The sequence below is a fragment of the Acidithiobacillus acidisediminis genome (assembly GCF_023277115.1).
In the GTDB taxonomy this organism is placed as follows: Bacteria; Pseudomonadota; Gammaproteobacteria; order Acidithiobacillales; family Acidithiobacillaceae; genus Igneacidithiobacillus; species Igneacidithiobacillus acidisediminis.
Map to the genome: position 1 here is coordinate 2,408,530 of NZ_JALQCS010000001.1, position 18,185 is coordinate 2,426,714.

The window sequence follows — 18,185 nt, forward strand, 5'->3', positions numbered from 1 at the left end:
AACGCTATTCCGCGACCATCGCGGAAAAACCTTCTTCCTCCAATATCGACACACCGAGTTTTTTCGCCTGTGCCAATTTGCTTCCGGGATGTTCGCCAAGCAGAAGAAAATCCGTTTTCTGCGACACCGCCGACACGACCTTACCACCTCGCTCCTCGATCAGCGCCTTTGCCTCTTCCCGCGTCCAGCGCTGCAAGGTACCGGTAAGAACAAATTGTTTTCCAGACCAGATTCCCGTCTGTTTCGGCATGGCAGCCGGCCAATGAATCCCTGCCGCCAGCAGTGCGTGAATCACCTCCTGGTTGTGCGCTTGCGCAAAAAAATGCGCCACCGCCTGGGCGACAATTGGCCCCACATCAGGGATCGCCTGCAGCGATTCTTCACTGGCCAGCATCAGGGGCTCCAGCGCGCCAAAGTGTTCCGCCAGGGCGCGGGCCGTCGTCTCGCCAACCTGCGGAATACCCAGGGCATAGAGAAATCGAGGCAAGGTGGCATCTTTGGAGTGTCGGATCTGGTCTTGCAGCTTCTGCGCCGAACGCTCGCCCATGCGGTCCAAATCCGCTAGCGCTGCCGTATTCAGGTGATAGAGATCCGCGACCGTATGCAGGAGCCCCGCATCCACCAACTGCTGTGTCAGCTTTTCCCCCAACCCTTGAATATCCATTGCCTTGCGCGCGGCGAAGTGGAGAATCGCACCGACACGCTGGGCCGGGCAGAACAGGCCGCCACTGCAGCGGTAGGCCACTTCCTCCCCCAGGCGCAAAACCTCGGACCCACAAGCTGGACACTTTGAGGGCATCTGCCATTCGGCCGCTCCCGCCGGCCGACGCTCGGTGAGCACCTGCACCAGTTCGGGGATCACATCTCCGGCCCGCCGCACCAATACCGTATCGCCGACACGCACACCCTTGCGCCGTACCTCGTCCAGATTGTGCAAAGAAGCCCGGCTTACCGTCACCCCGGCCACTTGCACAGGTTCTAGGATGGCCACCGGGGTAATGACTCCGGTTCTACCCACGGAGGCAAGAATGTCGCGCACCACGGTGACTTCTTCATGAGCGGGAAACTTGTAGGCGATGGCCCAGCGTGGCGCGCGTGCGGTGAACCCCAGGCGCGTGCGCAAGGCCAGATCGTCCACCTTGAAGACCAGACCATCAATCTCAAAGGCGAGTCGCTCCCGTTGCTCTGCCATACTCTGCTGGTAGGCCTCAGCCGCCGCCAAACTGTCAATGGCGCGAACCAACTCGCTCGGCAGCGCGAAACCCCAGTCCTGCAGGCGCTGCAGGATCGCGAGATGACTATCACCCAGGTCGTCACTGCTTTCGCCCCAGCCCCAGGGAAAAAACGCCAGAGGGCGGCGCGCGGTAACCCGCGGGTCGAGCTGCCGCAGGCTGCCAGCGGCAGCGTTACGGGGATTGGCAAAAGGCGCCTCGCCCTGTTCCTCGCGCTCCTGGTTCAAGCGCGCGAAGGCGGCGGTCGGGATCACCACCTCACCGCGCAATTCGAGCACGCGCGGCCAGCCCTCCCCGCGCAGTTGCAAGGGCAGATTGCGAATGGTGCGGACGTTGTGGGTAACATCCTCTCCATGCACTCCATCGCCACGGGTGCCCGCCTGCACCAAGACACCCTGTTCATAGCGCAGGTTCACCGACAGGCCATCGAATTTCGGCTCGGCGCTCAAGCGAATCGGAACCTCAGTCCCGGAAGCCTTGTACAAACGTTGCCACCAGTCCGCAAAGCCCACACTGTCGAACACATTATCGAGGGAAGTCATGGGCACGCGATAGTCGACCGTGGCAAAGCCTTCGACGGGGGCCGCACCGATCCGTTGCGTGGGGGAGTCCGCGCGCCGATACTGCGGGCAACTGCGCTCCAGTTCGACCAGCTCGCGCAGATGCGCGTCATACTCTGCATCGCTGAGGATGGGCGCATCCTTCTGGTAATAGGCCTGATTGGCTTCTTTCAGCAAGGCACACAGGGCGTCGATACGTTGGTGGGCGGATTCGCTGTCCACAGGAAGGTCTCTCCAGAAGGGAGGAAGCAGTATAGCATCCTCGACTAGGCGGAAACTTTATTTCCACCATATAATCTAACTGGATGAATTTGCGCAAGGACTTGGTAAACGGGTTGCGCGCCCCCATAATGACCTTGGAGTGAGCGGTATTTATCAGGAGCAGACGATGAATTACGACCAAAAGCCTTACCAATTCCCTGACGGCATGAGCCCTTACGGGGATAACGCCCCGGCCCTCAGCCGTGGCGGTCTCATGGCCAAGACCTATGGCCTTCTCGCGGCCACGCTTGGGGTGTCGGCCATCGCCTCCGTCTATGGCATGAGTTCTCCCTTTGCCTATCAGCATCCCATTCTGCTGATGATTGGCTCCTTCATCCTGCTCTTTGCGGTGCAATACACTGGTGCCCACCGCAGCCCGTTTGCCGTGCCCTTGGTCTTTGCTTTTGCGGCAGGTATGGGGATGATGATGGGACCGGGCATCGCCATGTATCTGCGCATGCCCGATGGACCACAGATCATTGCTACTGCCCTCGGCACGACGGCGGTGATGTTCATCGGTCTCTCGGCATACGCCATGACCACCCGCAGAAACTTCAGCAACATCGCCGGCTTCCTGATGACAGGACTGATCCTCGCCATTCTGGTTTCATTGCTGAATATGTTCCTGCTGCACATGCCCGCCCTACAGTTGGCCATTGCCGGCGTGCTGGTCATCGTTTTCAGTGGCCTGATCATCTTTGATACTCAGCGCATGGTGCAAGGCGGCATCCAGGAGCCAGTGCTGCTGGTCGTCGGCCTGTATCTGGATATCATCAACCTTTTCATGGCGCTGCTGGAGATCTTTGGCGGTACCAGCCGGAATTAATCAAGCCCAAGACCGAGGCTCACGCCTCGGGACTTGGCTGATTTTATGCCTATAGTGGATTACCCTAACCACAGTGGTCGTATCGACGCGGAGTGCTCGGAGATTCTCCAGTCCCTGGTCGATGCAGTTACCCAGAGTGAGCGATTCGAGCAGTTGGTGCAGAGTCTTCTGCGTTTACTGGCCAAGATCAGTGAATTTGAAAATACCTTTTTAACCGTTATTGATCATGGAGAGCAGTCGCAGAAGGTTCTGTACTCCTTTGCCACTGGGGATTTTGGCCTGCCGGTGGGAACCTCTTCTCCTTGGGAGGAGACCCTGTGTAAGCGTTGTCTCGAAGAGCGGTTGCAAACGGCGGTTGATGTGCCAACGCACTGGCCCGATGCAACGCTCGCCTTATCGCTGGGAATCCGCAGTTATGTCTCGGTACCCATTCTCGTCGAACCACAAGGACTGACCGGCACCCTGTGTGCTATCGATCGTCAGGCAAGCTCCCTGCAACCACCTCAATATGCACTCCTGGAAATGATGGCCAAGCTCATTGGTCGACAATGGGAGCATGATTTGCTCATGCGTCGACTGGAAGCGGAAAATCTCTCTCTACGCGGCGATGCTCACGAAGACTCCCTCACCGGCGTTGCTAATCGGCGGGCACTCCTGGCCGACTTGGGTCGCACCCTGGCGAATGCCGCACGCAAAAACAATCGTGTCCAACTAGCCTTCATTGACCTCGATCATTTCAAGGAAATCAATGATCAGCATGGGCACCAGGTTGGCGATGCATTCCTCCGCCAAGTAGCGCATCGCTTGCGCACAAGTTTACGACAGGGAGACTTCCTCGGTCGCTATGGCGGAGATGAGTTCGTTGTCTATGGCTGGGCGCCGGAAGCCACCGACGATGACCTCTCCTCGTGGCAGCAGCGCATCGAGAACTGTGTTGAGGGCATCTATAACATCGGGCCGGTGAATATTGCCTATCGTGGCGCGAGCGTGGGGGTTGTTCTCTCCCAACCCGATGAAACTGCCGAAGATCTTCTCAATCGTGCAGATCACCTCATGTATTACCGCAAGATCCTTCGACGCTCAAAATGAGTGTTGTTCCAAGCCACACCCCCGTCATGCGCCAGTATCTGGCCCTCAAGGCGGAGAACCCCGATGCCCTGCTCTTCTTTCGTATGGGGGACTTCTACGAGCTTTTCTATGCCGACGCCGAACGGGCTGCCGCCCTGCTGGGCATTGCCCTGACCACCCGTGGCCAGAGCGCTGGCGCACCGATCCCCATGGCGGGCGTTCCCATCCATAGTGCCGAAGGCTATTTGGCGCGTTTGGTTCGTGCCGGGCTCACGGTCGCCATCGCGGAACAGATTGGTGATCCCGCCCTGGCCAAGGGGCCGGTGGAGCGATCCATCTCTCGCGTACTGACACCGGGCACTCTGGTGGATAGCTCCTTGCTCGAGCCCGAGCAAGAAGCCCTGCTTGCCGCGATCCACGCTGATGCTGGGGGTGCCTTAGGGCTGGCGATCCTGGCTGTGGCGAGCGGCGAACTACGGGTTCAGGACTTTACCGACTCCGCCAATCTCGGCGACCGCTTGCGTCAGCTTCAACCAGCGGAAATTCTGGTGCCGGAAGGAATCCAGGGATGGTCAGATCTGCCGATGGAAAGATGCCAATCCCTTCCCACAAGCGCTTTTCAAGCCAATAGTTGCGAGCGCATCCTCGGGCGCTATTTCGGCTCCCGTCTGGGAGGCTTTGGCGTCAACAGTCACCCCCTCGCTCTGCGCGCTGCGGCCGCGCTCCTCGACTATGCCGAGTCGCGACTCAAGGCGCCGCTCAGTCAGGTACAGTCCATCATTCCCGAACGTCCCAGTGAAACGCTGGGCATGGATGCCAATGCCCTGCGTGCCCTGGAGATCTTCTCTGGCCGCGATAGCGAGGGACCCAGCCTGTGGAAGCTGTTGCAACATTGCCAGACGGCCATGGGGGCACGGCTCCTGCGCCGCTGGATGTTGCGCCCGTTGCGCCAGGGAGAAGGCCTCTTCGACCGCCACCGCGCGCTAGCCAGCTTGGTGGAGGGAGCTCGTTACCGCGCTCTGCAGCAAGCCTTGCACGGCCTTGCCGATGCTGAGCGAGTCCTGACCCGCATTGCCCTGGAGCGTGCCAGTCCACGCGATCTTGCGCAATTGCGTGAATTTTTGCAGCGCCTGCCTGCAATTCAGGCGGCTGTGGAGGGACTGACAGAGCATGGCCTGCCTGCTCGACTCTCCCTGCAGCAGGTCGACTTTTCGGCTGTACACCAGCTCCTGCATCGGGCCTTACAGGACGAAGTCCCGCTGAGTCAGCGCGATGGCGGCTTTCTACGCGACAGCTACGACGAGGAGCTGGCCAGTCTTCGCCATATCGAACAACACGTCGCCGGCGAACTGGCCGCCCTGGAAGAGTACGAGCGGGAACGCAGCGCTATTCCGCAATTGCGCGTGCAATTCAATCGCGTGCATGGCTATTTTTTCGAGATTCCGCGCAGCCATGCAGGACCAATTCCACCCGACTATCAGCGTCGTCAAAGCACCAAACATGCCGAGCGCTTCAGTAACCCTGCCCTCAAGGAAATCGAGGATCGCGTCCTGTCGGCAGAGAGCCGGGCCCTGGCGCGGGAGCGAGAATTATTTGTCGAACTCGTCCGCGTCCTGCACCCGCAAATAGAGAAATTACAGACACTTTTACAACAGATTGCGGAGCTGGACCTGCTGGCCAATTTTGCCGAGCGCGCGCAAAGCCTACGCTGGCACGCCCCGGAGTTTTGTGACGAACCCGTCCTGGAAATCGACGCTGGCCGTCATCCTTTAGTAGAGGCCGAGTTGGGCGCCCATTTTGTTCCCAACGACCTGCATCTGAACGCAGAGCGACGCACGCTACTCATTACCGGCCCGAATATGGGCGGCAAGTCGACCTTCATGCGCCAGAACGCCCTCATTGTCTATCTGGCGCACATCGGTGCCTGGGTACCGGCGCAACGCGCTCTCTGCGGCCCCATCGACCAGATTTTCACGCGTATAGGCGCAGCCGACGATCTGGCCGGCGGCCGCTCCACCTTCATGGTCGAAATGCAGGAGACTGCGCAGATTCTGCATCAGGCCACTGCGCAAAGCCTGGTCATTCTCGATGAAATCGGTCGCGGCACAGCCACCTACGATGGCCTCGCCATTGCCTGGGCCAGCGTCGAGAAACTGTTACGCCTCGGCAGCCTCACCCTCTTTGCCACCCATTATTTTGAGCTTACCGAACTGCAGCACCCCAAGCTTGCGAATGTTCATCTCGATGCCATTGCGAACGCAGATCAAGTGACTTTTCTGCACCAGCTAGAGGCTGGGCCAGCTACCCAGAGTTACGGCCTGGCGGTTGCGCGTTTGGCCGGAGTGCCCGAGGATGTGCTGCGGCAGGCGCGCGAGCGTCTGGCGACATTGGAGAATTCCACACCCGCCCCGGCGAACGCCCACAATCATCAACTCTCCCTGTTCAGCGAGGCAACGCATCCGGTATTGCAGCTGCTGGCCGAGATCCGTCCAGACGAATGTACACCGCGCGCCGCCCTCGATATCCTTTATCGACTGCGCGAGTTATGGGAGAAGACTCCCTAAGCACGCAAGCTTGCGGGGGCTGTCAACCCAAAGCAGGAATGTCCCCTTTTGAGCAAGACAGGAATGTCCCCTTGGAGGGAGTTCAGGGGGTGGATGTGTGAGCGGGCTTAGACTGAGGGTATCGTCGCCAGGGATGGTCGGGCGCGGGTTTCCAGTGGCTCCGTTGGGCCTGCTCCTTCACAGCTTGCTCAATACGTAAGTGCAGGCTTTTCTCATCGTCCAAGGGGATGGGGGGCTCACCCTCGGCGAGGATCCGGTAGGTTAGGGGCTGTCCCTGATACAGCAAGGTAATGCTGCTGTCGAAGGCTTGGCAGACGGTTACACTGGCACCGCGTAGGCGGTAGCCACTGCTGTAATTCGTGAGTTGGTATTCGCGGTTCTGGAAGCGAAAACTCAGGTTTTTGGAGAGCTTGCGGGTGTGCTGCAGGCAGAAGATCAGGGACAATTCTTCTGGGTTGTGCAGTACGGGACGATGCGCATCCTGGGGATGTTGCGGGGAGACAGCAAAGCGCCGGTTGTAATCGGCCAGGAACTCCGGCAGGAAGGCGTTGGCAGCCTCCAGATCGGAGATGCCCTGCAGGCGTAGCTCCTTGACCAGGCGATCTTGTAGAGTCTGATTGGCCCGTTCGACCCGCCCCTTTGCTTGCGGGCTGTTGGCGTGGATGGCTTGGATATCCAAGGTCTGCAGGGCGCGAGTGAACTGGGTGGGTACTCCCTCCTGATCGGGGTGATTGACGCGAAAGATGCTGTGCTTGTCGGAGTACAGGGCTACCGGGCGACCATGCGCTTTCAGGTACGCTCGCAGCGTCTCCATATACGCTTGGGTAGTCTCGGCTGGTACGAAATGCAAAGCCATCAGGCGGCTAGTAGCATCGTCTATGAAGACGATGAGGGTACAGCGGGGGCCACGCTCCTCGAACCAGTCGTGGGGCGAGCCGTCGATCTGTACCAGTTCACCGAGATAAGGGCGTCGGGGCCGTCGTTGGTGGATACGGGCCGCCTTGCGCCGCTTCGCCACCCACAGACCTTCGGCCATCATCCACTGGCGCAACGTCTCCGTAGAGAGCTGATAGCCATGTCGTTCTTCCAATTTCTCCCGAGCCAGCGTTGGCCCAAAGTCTGCGTAGTGCGTCTGCACCAACTGGATGGCGGATTCACGGACCGAGTCCAAAATCCGGTTGTTGGGCCGCTTGCCGCGCTGCCGGGACACCAGCCCGGCGGCCCCTTCGGCCCGATACCGTGCGACAAGGCGTTTGACCTGGCGCACGCTCAGACTCAGCCGCTCGGCGACCTCCCGTTGCCGGAGCTGCTTACCCATCAGAGCCTGCAGCAACTCCAGTCGATCCATCTCTCGATAGCTCATCGTGTTGTACTCCTCGCCCATGCCGCCCCCACAACGCAAAAGGGGACATTCTAGAATTGGACAAAGGGGACATTACTGCTTGGGGCTAACACAAGCTTGCGGGGGCTTTCGGAACCTTTCGAGTGGGGGTATAGTCCAAGACTGTGAAAGGGGGCGACCGGCTTCGACGCAGGTCGCGAAGCCTTCGGTGCATGCAGAGCTGCGGTTTGCTCTTTAAACTGGTCGCAGATTCATAATTGCCAACGACAGCAATTACGCCCTCGCTGCGTAAGCAGTGAGCCCTCTGCCCGGGTTTGTCCATGGGTTCGGTGGCCGCAAGGCCTGCGGGGGGTCGACGAAACATGGAATCGCGCCGGATCTGGTCGGTGGATCCTGCGTTAAAATAAAGCCGAATCGCTGGGAGCGCATCCTGTTTGTCGGAGTCGCTCCGGGTTAAAACCCAATAGACAAACTACGCATGTAGATCCGGTGGTCTAGGTCTTGCGGACGCGGGTTCAATTCCCGCCGCCTCCACCACATACAAGGGCTCGGATCATCTCCGGGCCCTTTTTCTTGTCTGAAATCCCCGCGGGACGCGGGGTCCCGGCCACCTGTGCTGTGGGCACTGGAAGCGTTAGATCGCTTCCGCAAGGGGATGGGGCAGTACCCTTTGCCAATGGTGATCCTGGCGAGGCTGGCCGTGTCGCAGCAGGATCAGGGGCGTTGCATTGGCTTCGGCATTCCCTATCGCACGTTCAGCCAATCCATGACACGCAAACCTGGAACACGCTCAAACTCCCGCATATTGTTGGTCACGACAATCAATCCCAGGCTTCTCGCGTGGCCGGCAATCATCTGGTCATAAGGACCGATGGGCTTACCAATCCTGGCTAATTCCGCGCGGAACTGCCCCGTATGCTTGGCGGCTTCGCTTCCGTATTCGAGCACTTCCAGCCGGGCAGCAAATCCTTCAATCACGGACAGGTTGTCTTCAGGTGCCTGGGATTTCTCGGCGCCATAGACCAACTCCATCCAGGTGACCGTGCTGATGGCCATTTGCCCATGGTGTCGCAGGAATTGGTCACGGATCTCTGGCGGCTTGTTCTTGATAGTGAAAATACAAATGTTCGTATCCAGAAGATATTTGATCACAAGGGTTCCCGTGTCTGGTCACCGGCTTGTTCACGGTTCTCCATAAAGTCGGCACTGACCCCTTCTCCGTCAAACCAGCTCTCCCAAGATTCACCAGCCGGAACCAGTATGCGCATGCGACCTATAGCGACTACGTCCACTCGCTTTACATCTGCCGGAAACGCAATCGATTTGGGCAGACGTACCGCTTGGCTGCGGTTGATCTGGAAAACGGTGGCTTGTTCCATGGTAGACCCCTCATGTTGTATATGGCACAAGGATATCCATAGAGGTGCCCGTTGTCAATTAGGTGTGTTTCGATTTTCGCGGATGGAGACAGAAACAGTCGACCTCATAACGGACCCGTCCATCCTCTCTCTAATCTATACCCAACCAGTACGGGTATGGAGTTTGAGACATGGGACGACCGGTAACGGTAAAAATGAAGTTTGCGGGACCCTATGCAGGCTGGCTGCGTATCGAGCGCCGCCAAGCAAATCCGTTCCGTCTTATCCTTCCAGCTCAGCTTTTCCAAGACTTCGTCCACCAGCAATTGCCCCTCGCGGTCTGGATCGCCTGCGTTGACGACACTGGACGCTAATCGTCCAGGAAGCCCCTCAATACATCCTGGCACAGGGAGAAGCGTTACAGGGCATGGATGCCTACTTTCGGTGTGGTGGAATACGGTTCTTGCCGACTTTTGCCAAAGCACCCACACTTGCGCCATGAGCACGATGAATATCTCCCTCCCCGACACGCTGAAGTCCTTCGTGGATGAACAAGTCAGCCAGAGCGGCTACGGCACGAGCAGCGAGTACGTGCGCGAGTTGATCCGCAAGGACCAGGATCGCCTGCAACTGCGTGGCCTGCTGCTGGCCGGTGCGGCATCCAACCCGGCGGCACCTGCCGATGCCAGTTACTTCGGGGGCCTGCGAGATCGTGTGCGCCAGGCTGCCAACGCCAAGGCGTGAAGCGCAGACTAGTCGTCCCGCGTGAGCAGGCCGACCGGGATCTCGATGAGGTCATTGCCTACTGTCTGACTAAAACCCAAGAGGCCATGGCAGCCTCCTGCGGATCTGGGTTGTCGCTGGCAAAGTGACTTTGAGCAATGGCCCCTAGAGCTGAGCGCTATGCCTGTGAAACCCTTCACGGATGACTTCTCGCGGACTAGCAGAACCTGGGAACATATCCGGGCCTTCAAGTTTTTTGGTGGAGCGGAGGAGGATCGAACTCCCGACCTTCGCATTGCGAACGCGACGCTCTCCCAGCTGAGCTACCGCCCCAATTTGAGTGGCAGATGATATCTGCAACGCCTTGCCAATGCAATCACCGGTATTTTTCCTTCTCATTCGGCAAATCCCCGCTACACTAGACGCATGACGAGACTTCCTCCCTCTCTCTCCCGTTTACTGACGGATTTGGGCCAGCCCATCGCCTGCCTGGACCTGGAGACGACAGGAGGGAATCCACAACGAGACGCCATCCTTGAACTCGGTATCGTCACGCTGTCTATGGAACGCGGACAGGAAGAATGGAGCCAGCTCTTGCATCCCGGCTGTGGACTCTCCCCCTACATCACGCAACTGACGGGGATCTATCCAGACATGCTACGGGGCAAGCCACGCTTCGAGGATATCGTTACGGAGCTCGAGCAGCGGCTGCGCGGACACATCATCATCGCGCACAACGCCCGCTTTGACCTCGCCTTTCTGCGCCAGTCCTTTCTCCGCACGCAAGTGCCCTTCAAAACCAAATCTCTGTGTAGCGTCAAACTATCACGGCGGCTGTTTCCCAGTGAGCGCCGTCACGGGTTGGACGCGATCATGGAACGCCTGGCCATTCCCTGTGCCGATCGTCATCGCGCCCTCGGCGATGCCCGGGTAGTAGTAGATTTTCTCCGTCAGATGGCGGAGCAACGTTACGACGACCTGCTGCATGCCTGTCGCATACAATGGGACCAGAACTGTCTGCCACCGAACATCGACCCCGATGTCTTGGAACAATTACCGAATCGCCCTGGTGTGTATCTTTTTTATGGGCATTCCGATCTACCGCTCTATATCGGTAAAAGCATCCATCTGCGTCGAAGAGTACTCGAACATTTTCGCAATGATTTTCGTCAAACGCGAGAGCTGCAGATGTCCCAACAGCTCGAGCGCATTGAATGGATAGAAACGAATAGCGAGCTTTCCGCGCTGCTCCTGGAATCTCGCCTCGTGAAAGAAAAGCATCCCCTCTACAATCGCCAGTTGCGCAGAAAAAAGGAGCTCTGCACTATTTTCTGGTTAGGCCCCGAACAGGAGAAACCCACAATACTGTGCGGATCAGAGCCAAGACCTGGCGTCTGTTATGGGGTATTTGCCAACCGTCATCAGGCGCGTGCTGCACTTCGACATCTGGCCCAGGAATGGGGACTTTGTGATCACCGTCTGGGGCTGCAAAAAGGCTCTGGTGCGTGCTTCGGCCAGCAAATCAAGCGCTGCCAGGGCGTTTGTGTGGGTCAAGAATCCCTCGCCAGCCACGACCTGCGCTTGCAAGAGGCTTTGCAGAAGCTGCAAATCCAGCATTGGCCTTTTTCCGGGCCCATCGGGTTCATCGAGGAGAAAGACGGTTCTTGCATTCACGTCTTTGAGCAGTGGCGCCACATCGGCATGCTGGACGCTAGAACAAAGGAAAAGACCGCACTGAAGGATATGCCCGCATTTGACCTGGATACCTATCGCATTCTGCTTCGCTATATCGGCAAATCCGAAACACAAATATTGGAACTGGACAACGATTGGCGCCCGTTGGAGCGCCAGAGCGCCGATTATGCTGTGCAACCCGACTAGCGGATTATTGGAACTATCCCCATCTTTCTGCTATCTATAAGTATGATGGGAACGCAAAAATGGCGTCCTGGTGACCGGAATTTGTATCTTTGCATGTTGAGCGTGCACGGGCGGATTCGCGCGCAGGAGCCAGAACTTGGTATTGACCCGGACACCGGTGGCCAGATTACCTATGTACTCGATCTGGTACGGACGCTGGCCGAGAGCCCACTCGTCGAGCGCGTGGATTTGATTACCAGGCAAATTGTCGATCCTGCACTTCCCAGTATTTATAGAACGGAGAGAGAAGAAATCGTGCCGAAGGCACAGATTGTTCGGCTACCTTTTGGCCCACGAAAATATCTGCGCAAAGAAAGTCTCTGGAAATATCTCGATACTCTGGTGGATCGGTGTTGGAATTATCTGCGTGCGCAAGAACGCTTACCCGACTTCCTGCACAGCCATTACGCCGACGCTGGCTATGTAGCGATGCAACTTTCTCAACTGCTGGGGATTCCCCTATTGCATACCGGGCATTCCCTCGGGCGGATAAAAAAGGAACGCTTGCTGGCTGCAGGTCGCCGTCCGCCAAGCATTGAGCGCGAGTTTCAATTAGAACAGCGGATTGCCGCGGAAGAACAGATCCTCCAGCAGGCAACCCTGGTCATCGCCAGCACGAATCAAGAGGCAACCGAGCAATATGGGCGATACGACGCGCACCCACCTGTAATGGTCATTCCCCCAGGGGTGGACCTGACACGCTTTGGACCGCCTAGCACGAGCACCATATCTGAGCCTGCGGCGGTACAAAAATTTTTGCGCCACCCCAAACGTCCACCCATCCTGGCCATTGCGCGCCCAGACGAGCGCAAGAACCTCCTGCAACTTCTTGACTCCTTTGCGCAGGACCCGTGGCTGCGGGCGCATGCGAACCTGGTACTGGTTCTCGGCCAACGCGACAGCCTGGGGGCTCTACCACGCGCCGCTCAACGGGTGCTGACGCGCCTTCTCTTCGCCATCGACGATCATGATCTCTATGGCTCCGTTGCCATTCCCAAGCATCACGAAGCCGAAGATATACCCACCTATTACCGCTGGGCAGCGCGTCTGGGCGGGGTCTTTATCAATCCCGCCTTGACCGAACCCTTTGGCCTCACGCTGCTTGAGGCGGCGGCCTCTGGCCTGCCGATTGTGGCTACAGCAGATGGCGGGCCTACGGATATCATTGCCAATTGTCACAATGGCCGTCTGGTCGACCCCCTGGATCCATCGGATATTCAGGGCGCACTGCGAGAGGCGCTGCAAGATCGCAGCCTCTGGCTCAAACGAGCGCGTTCGGGTCTGCGCGGCGTACAGCGTCATTATGGCTGGAAAAATCATGTTGATACCTACCTGCATCGCCTGAGCAAGATTCGTCAACGCTATCGTAAACGGGAACGGCGATTAGCGGTTTTGCGCCAACCCGTACCCGGGAGTTCCGACTGGCTCGGTGGGCGTGAACTCTTGATCAGCGATATTGACAACACCCTCATCGGTGACGCTGACGCCTTGGCACGCCTGGGTGATTGGCTATTGGAAAACCGGCACCAGGTTGCTTTTGGTATCGCCACTGGCCGTACCCTGAAGGGCGCATTGGAGGTGCTGCGGGCTGCCAACGCACCCACACCGGAACTCTTTATCACCGATGTCGGTAGCGAGATTTATTTTGGCAAGGACCATACACCGGATGCGGCCTGGGACAGCCATATTCGTCATCTTTGGCAGCGCGACAGCATTGTCAGCACCCTGCGCGGAATCCAAGGATTACGCCTACAGGAAAACAGCGCGCAGCGCGCCTGTAAAGTCAGTTATTACGTGAACCCAGAACATCCCGATTCCGTGCGTCACGCAGAACAGGCGTTACAGGAAAAAAATCTACGTGCCCAAATGATCTTTTCCCATGGCCGCTTTCTCGATGTCCTGCCAGTGCAAGCATCCAAGGGGCACGCATTACATTTCCTAGCTTACCGCTGGGGAAAAAGCATGCAATCGTTTTTGGTCGCCGGGGATTCAGGAAACGATGCAGAAATGCTACGTGGAGATACGCTGGCCGTCATTGTCGGTAATCACAGTCCAGAATTGGAAGAATTGCGGGATCACCCTAATTGTTACTTTGCCCATGGAGCCTATGCTGCCGGAATTCTTGAAGGCATTGCCCATTATGGGTTTCCAATAAAGGAGCAGGAATGATCACAGAATTACGTGAACTGGTTGAAACAAAACGCCATGAGTTTTACTCCTTCACCCGCACCCTGCTGAATTACCAGCGATTATTTCTTCTCAAAACCGACATCTTCACTGCATGGCAAGAATATTTTTCCGACCTCTCTATTGCTGTAGCCGAGGAGGCTACCATTCAGGACCCCTGGATTTTCATGGCGTTCCGCCTGGCTCCCGGGGAGTGGCAATATCTCCGTCTACATGCCGAAAGCATCTCAATAGATGAAATCACTGTCGAAGAATATCTTCATTTCAAAGAAACTTGCATCAATCCTGGACAAAAGTTAGATGCCTCTCTCACAGTTGATTTTGGTCCCTTCAACAATGATCAGAGGCGGCCACACAACCAGGAATCCATTGGTCAGGGCCTGTTGTATATGAATCGCCAACTTGCTGGAGATTTTTTCAAGGATGCACAGAAAGGTCAGGAAAAGCTCCTGCGCTTCCTCACGGTGCATCAATTGAACGGGCACCCGCTGATGCTGACGGGCACCCCTCCCAGCTTTGATGAGTTACAAAAAACGATTCAATATTTACGGACTCTGCCAGCCACGACCCCATGGGAAGAGATCGCTGAAGAAATGCGCCGCCGAGGTTATGCACCGGGCTGGGGCAACACTGTCCGACGCGTGCGCGAAACCATGCAGATATTGCTTAGCATACTCGAAGCGCCTGCCGCCGATCTGCTCGAACAGTTTATCGATCGAATCCCCATGATCTCGACGGCGTTGATCGTTTCCGTGCATGGCTGGTTCGCACAGGACCGTGTCTTGGGGCGGCCCGATACCGGCGGTCAGGTCGTCTACATCCTGGATCAGGTGCGCGCGCTGGAACAGGAAATGCGTATTCGCTTGGCAGAACAGGGGCTGACGGATCTGGTCCCGCGCATCCTCCTTGCCACCCGCCTCATTCCCAATGCCGATGGGACGACTTGTGACCAGCCATTAGAAAATGTAGTAGGAACCAACAACGTACAAATCCTACGCGTCCCCTTTCGCAGTGAAAACGGACGCATCATCAACGACTGGATCTCTCGCTTTGCAATCTGGCCCTACCTCGAACGTTATGCACTGGACCTGGAAAATCAAGTTCGCGCCGAGCTGGGCCGGACGCCGGATTTGATCATTGGTAATTATTCCGATGGCAATCTTGTGGCAAGCATCTTGAGTGAGCGGATGAATGTTACCCAATGCAATATTGCCCACGCACTCGAGAAATCGAAATATATCCTGTCCGATCTCTACTGGCAGGAGCACGAGCAGCAGCACCATTTTGCTTGCCAGTATACGGCCGATCTCATCGCCATGAATGCCGCTGATATCATCATCTCCAGCACCTATCAGGAAATTGCGGGCACGCAAAACACCATGGGGCAGTATGAGAGCTATGCGGACTTCACCTTGCCTGGTCTATACCGGGTCATCAATGGCATTGATGTCTATGACCGAAAGTTCAATATCGTTTCACCGGGCGCAAATCCGTCTTACTATTTTTCTGGACAAGAAGCGGAGAAACGGCTATCCAGTCTGCATCCGGAGATTGAGGAGATGTTGTTCTCCGCACCGCCGGGACCCGACATTCGCGGGCAGCTTATCGAACCAGAGAAGCCGATCCTCTTTACCATGGCGCGTTTGGATCGCATCAAAAACATCACTGGACTCGTTGCCGCATATGGCCAATCCGATCGCTTACGTGCGCTTGCCAATCTCGTCGTGATTGCCGGTCGCCTCGATGTGGAGGGCTCCGGAGATGCCGAAGAGCGCGAGCAAATTCAGCAGATGCACGATTTGATCAGCCACCATGAGCTAGATGGTCAAATTCGCTGGATTGGTCGTCTTCTCGATAAAAATCTTGCTGGCGAGCTCTATCGCTATGTTGCGGATCGGAAAGGGGTGTTCATACAGCCAGCCATCTTCGAGGCCTTTGGTCTGACGGTAATCGAATCCATGAGCTGTGGGCTGCCGGTCTTTGCCACCCGCTTTGGTGGTCCTTTCGAGATCATCGAGGATGGCGTCAGTGGATTTCATATTGATCCCAATAACACTATCGAAATGACCGATAGGATTGCCGATTTTCTGGAAACAACACAAAATGACCCGGCGCAATGGCAAGCGATGTCCGAGCAAGCACTTGCGCGTGTTGCCGAGCGCTATACTTGGGAATTGTATGCGCGACGCCTGATGACTCTGGCGCGGATCTATGGTTTCTGGAAATTCAGCTCCCGCTTGGAGCGGCAGGAGCTGCGGCGGTATCTACAGATGTTCTACCACCTCCAGTGGCGCCCTCTCGCGCAGCAGGTCAGGGAGTCGATGTAGCGGCGGCGGCCACCGCCACCGCAGGAACGGCGTCATTTTGCAGATGATGCCCTGACAGCCATCCTGCCAAAACACCCAGGATCGCCATCCCCGAGAGCACGGGATAGCCCAGCCAGGAGATCAAGGGTCCACCGAGAAAGGTACCGATGACCGTAGCAATCGCCCCGCTCGCGTTGAATAAACCCATGGCAGCGCCCTGACTGAATGGTGTCAGGCGAGCCGTCAGCGTCATCCCGGAAATACTCTGCAACGGCCAGGCTAGAATAATCAAAATGAATCCAAGCAAGCCCATGACACTTTTCGGAAAAGGCAGAACAAAGACAACAAAGAGAAAACAGAACCCCAATAGCCGCAGCAACAAAGACCAACGATACACTCGGCCGGCGCCAAAGCGTCCCGCCAGTTGCCCGCCAACGGAGTAGAGCACCAAGGCAATTGCCGCAGTAATGGCATAGGCCGACGAGGTCAACGCGGGAGAGACGGCGTAGGCCTTCTGCATCGCCACCGGGAAATAGGAGAAGAATGCAGCCACACCAAAGGCAACAATGAACCAAGAGAAAAGAAAGCGTCCAAACCGCGTGTGCAGGACCTCGCCGGAGCGCAGAATGCCGCGCAGAGACAAATGGTGGGAAAACCGCAAGATGCCGCCACCCGGCAACATCGGGCGCCCAAACTGGGCAAGGAAGCGCCAGTCGAGGCGACGAAGGTTGGCACCTAGACGTTCTACTGCGTTGTTCTGGGAGGCCGCAGGCAAGCCACGCGCACCAAACCACAGCGCTGGCACGATCAGCGCCGCACAGGCAAACAGACCCAAACGAAAATTTGCCACAAAAATCCCGGCAAGCAGTAGACCCAGGACTTGGCCACTGCCGTTATAGGTCTGCAACCAGCCGAGACGTGGTTCCCAGTGCGCCGGAGGATCGAACTCGACAACGAACAAGCTGGCCACCGTCGCTGCGGCAGACGTACCCATACCAGCGAGGAAGGCGAGTCCCGCCCAGATCCACACATTTGCCAGAAACGGCATGCTTACCGTCGCTGCGGCGAGGAGCACAAAGCCAGCAAAAAAGACCAGGCGATGCAGGTGAAAGCGATCGACCAAGCCCCCCCAGAGGGGCGACGTCAGCAGGCCGAGATTGAAACCACCCATGACATAGGCAACCCAGCTGAGATGGTGGGTCAGCGCGACAATCATCAGCGGCAACAAAATTGGCAAAAGCCCGGAGGAGACAGCCCCGAGAACGCCATAGGCCAAAAACCAGGTGGAGAACCATCGTTTCGGCTCAGCCAACACCTGACGCAGGTGCTCCAGCTGATTCTTAGCCCGTAGCAAGCGCCCCAGGGACGAGCGCAGCGCCCTATCTAAATCCTTCTCCTGCATAAGACCTCCCTGTCCATGGACCCAGGTACCAATAGACGATAACGACGACTTATAAGGTTTATGAATGGATCCAGCGCTCATAGTTCCCCGACGGCACGACCTTGGCTTGCGTTGCAGCCGGAACCAATGCACCGGACGAATGGTCCATGAGGTATCATGCAACCAAAAAAGGATGCCGCACTATGTTTGGATTTGGGAAAGAAGAGATGCCAGCAGTGAATTGTCCGGCCTGCCAGACTGCCATGCAGGATATGGGTTCCCATGGGATTCGCATGGGCGGGTTGACGGGAATACTGGGTGCGGGCGCGGCAGCTTTAGGGGGCCAACTCGCCGATGACGCGGAAGAGGCGTTCGAGAAAAAAATGGCGGTACGGGTATTTGTTTGCCCGCAGTGTCATGAGGTTTCCTTAAAGTACCAAGGCGGGTTGTAAACTAC

The 18,185-nt window shown here is 57.2% G+C and carries 14 protein-coding genes, 1 tRNA gene and 1 other RNA gene; 10 read left to right on the plus strand and 6 right to left on the minus strand.

What is annotated here, in order from left to right:
- Nucleotides 1–4 precede the first annotated feature (4 nt).
- On the minus strand, nt 5–2,014 hold the full coding sequence (ligA, locus tag M5D89_RS12050) for an NAD-dependent DNA ligase LigA (RefSeq protein WP_248886042.1): 2,010 nt from the start codon (nt 2,012–2,014) through the stop codon (nt 5–7).
- Nucleotides 2,015–2,180: 166 nt separating this feature from the next.
- Here ligA and M5D89_RS12055 point away from each other — a divergent pair, with 166 nt between their 5' ends.
- From M5D89_RS12055 to mutS, 3 genes are read left to right on the plus strand one after another with little or no spacing between them, the layout of a single operon-like run.
- Complete coding sequence (locus M5D89_RS12055) at nt 2,181–2,879, plus strand: Bax inhibitor-1/YccA family protein (RefSeq protein WP_248886043.1); 699 nt, start codon at nt 2,181–2,183, stop codon at nt 2,877–2,879.
- Between the two features lie 45 nt (nt 2,880–2,924).
- A complete protein-coding gene (locus tag M5D89_RS12060) occupies nt 2,925–3,968 on the plus strand; it encodes a sensor domain-containing diguanylate cyclase (protein WP_248886044.1) in 1,044 nt (347 codons plus the stop codon).
- Nucleotides 3,965–6,511, plus strand: a complete 2,547-nt coding sequence (mutS, locus tag M5D89_RS12065) for a DNA mismatch repair protein MutS (protein WP_248886045.1) — start codon at nt 3,965–3,967, stop codon at nt 6,509–6,511. Before M5D89_RS12060 ends, mutS begins: the two co-directional genes overlap by 4 nt.
- 82 nt (nt 6,512–6,593) lie before the next feature.
- On the opposite strand, the gene M5D89_RS12070 is transcribed toward mutS, so the two are convergent.
- A complete protein-coding gene (locus M5D89_RS12070; RefSeq protein WP_346347697.1) occupies nt 6,594–7,895 on the minus strand; it encodes an ISNCY family transposase in 1,302 nt (433 codons plus the stop codon).
- Nucleotides 7,896–8,023: 128 nt separating this feature from the next.
- Between M5D89_RS12070 and ssrA the strand changes: the two genes are divergently transcribed.
- Nucleotides 8,024–8,390, plus strand: a transfer-messenger RNA (tmRNA) gene (gene ssrA / locus M5D89_RS12075).
- A 207-nt stretch (nt 8,391–8,597) separates the two neighbouring features.
- Here the strand turns inward: ssrA and vapC are convergent.
- Both vapC and vapB read right to left on the minus strand, forming a co-directional pair.
- A complete protein-coding gene (gene vapC, locus M5D89_RS12080; protein ID WP_248886046.1) occupies nt 8,598–9,005 on the minus strand; it encodes a type II toxin-antitoxin system tRNA(fMet)-specific endonuclease VapC in 408 nt (135 codons plus the stop codon).
- The gene (gene vapB, locus M5D89_RS12085) at nt 9,002–9,232 is read right to left on the minus strand and encodes a type II toxin-antitoxin system VapB family antitoxin (RefSeq protein ID WP_248886047.1); all 231 of its coding nucleotides are present in this window, start codon (nt 9,230–9,232) and stop codon (nt 9,002–9,004) included. The genes vapC and vapB overlap by 4 nt, the downstream gene beginning before the upstream one ends.
- A 170-nt stretch (nt 9,233–9,402) precedes the next feature.
- Between vapB and M5D89_RS12090 the strand changes: the two genes are divergently transcribed.
- Nucleotides 9,403–9,585 (plus strand): hypothetical protein, encoded by a 183-nt coding sequence (locus tag M5D89_RS12090; protein WP_248886048.1) that lies wholly within the window; start codon nt 9,403–9,405, stop codon nt 9,583–9,585.
- Nucleotides 9,586–9,718: 133 nt separating this feature from the next.
- A complete protein-coding gene (locus M5D89_RS12095) occupies nt 9,719–9,955 on the plus strand; it encodes a type II toxin-antitoxin system ParD family antitoxin (protein ID WP_248886049.1) in 237 nt (78 codons plus the stop codon).
- A 236-nt stretch (nt 9,956–10,191) separates the two neighbouring features.
- On the opposite strand, the gene M5D89_RS12100 is transcribed toward M5D89_RS12095, so the two are convergent.
- Nucleotides 10,192–10,267 (minus strand) — tRNA-Ala (locus M5D89_RS12100).
- Nucleotides 10,268–10,360: 93 nt separating this feature from the next.
- On the opposite strand from M5D89_RS12100, the gene M5D89_RS12105 reads away from it, so the two are divergent.
- The 3 genes from M5D89_RS12105 (at nt 10,361) to M5D89_RS12115 (ending at nt 16,368) form a co-directional block, all read left to right on the plus strand.
- A complete protein-coding gene (locus M5D89_RS12105) occupies nt 10,361–11,815 on the plus strand; it encodes an exonuclease domain-containing protein (RefSeq protein ID WP_248886050.1) in 1,455 nt (484 codons plus the stop codon).
- Nucleotides 11,816–11,908: 93 nt separating this feature from the next.
- Complete coding sequence (locus tag M5D89_RS12110; protein WP_248886051.1) at nt 11,909–14,023, plus strand: HAD-IIB family hydrolase; 2,115 nt, start codon at nt 11,909–11,911, stop codon at nt 14,021–14,023.
- The gene (locus M5D89_RS12115) at nt 14,020–16,368 is read left to right on the plus strand and encodes a sucrose synthase (RefSeq protein WP_248886052.1); all 2,349 of its coding nucleotides are present in this window, start codon (nt 14,020–14,022) and stop codon (nt 16,366–16,368) included. Before M5D89_RS12110 ends, M5D89_RS12115 begins: the two co-directional genes overlap by 4 nt.
- On the opposite strand, the gene M5D89_RS12120 is transcribed toward M5D89_RS12115, so the two are convergent.
- On the minus strand, nt 16,352–17,749 hold the full coding sequence (locus M5D89_RS12120) for an MFS transporter (protein WP_248886053.1): 1,398 nt from the start codon (nt 17,747–17,749) through the stop codon (nt 16,352–16,354). The genes M5D89_RS12115 and M5D89_RS12120 overlap by 17 nt on opposite strands.
- A 206-nt stretch (nt 17,750–17,955) precedes the next feature.
- Between M5D89_RS12120 and M5D89_RS12125 the strand changes: the two genes are divergently transcribed.
- The gene (locus M5D89_RS12125) at nt 17,956–18,180 is read left to right on the plus strand and encodes a hypothetical protein (RefSeq protein WP_248886054.1); all 225 of its coding nucleotides are present in this window, start codon (nt 17,956–17,958) and stop codon (nt 18,178–18,180) included.
- Nucleotides 18,181–18,185 lie beyond the last annotated feature (5 nt).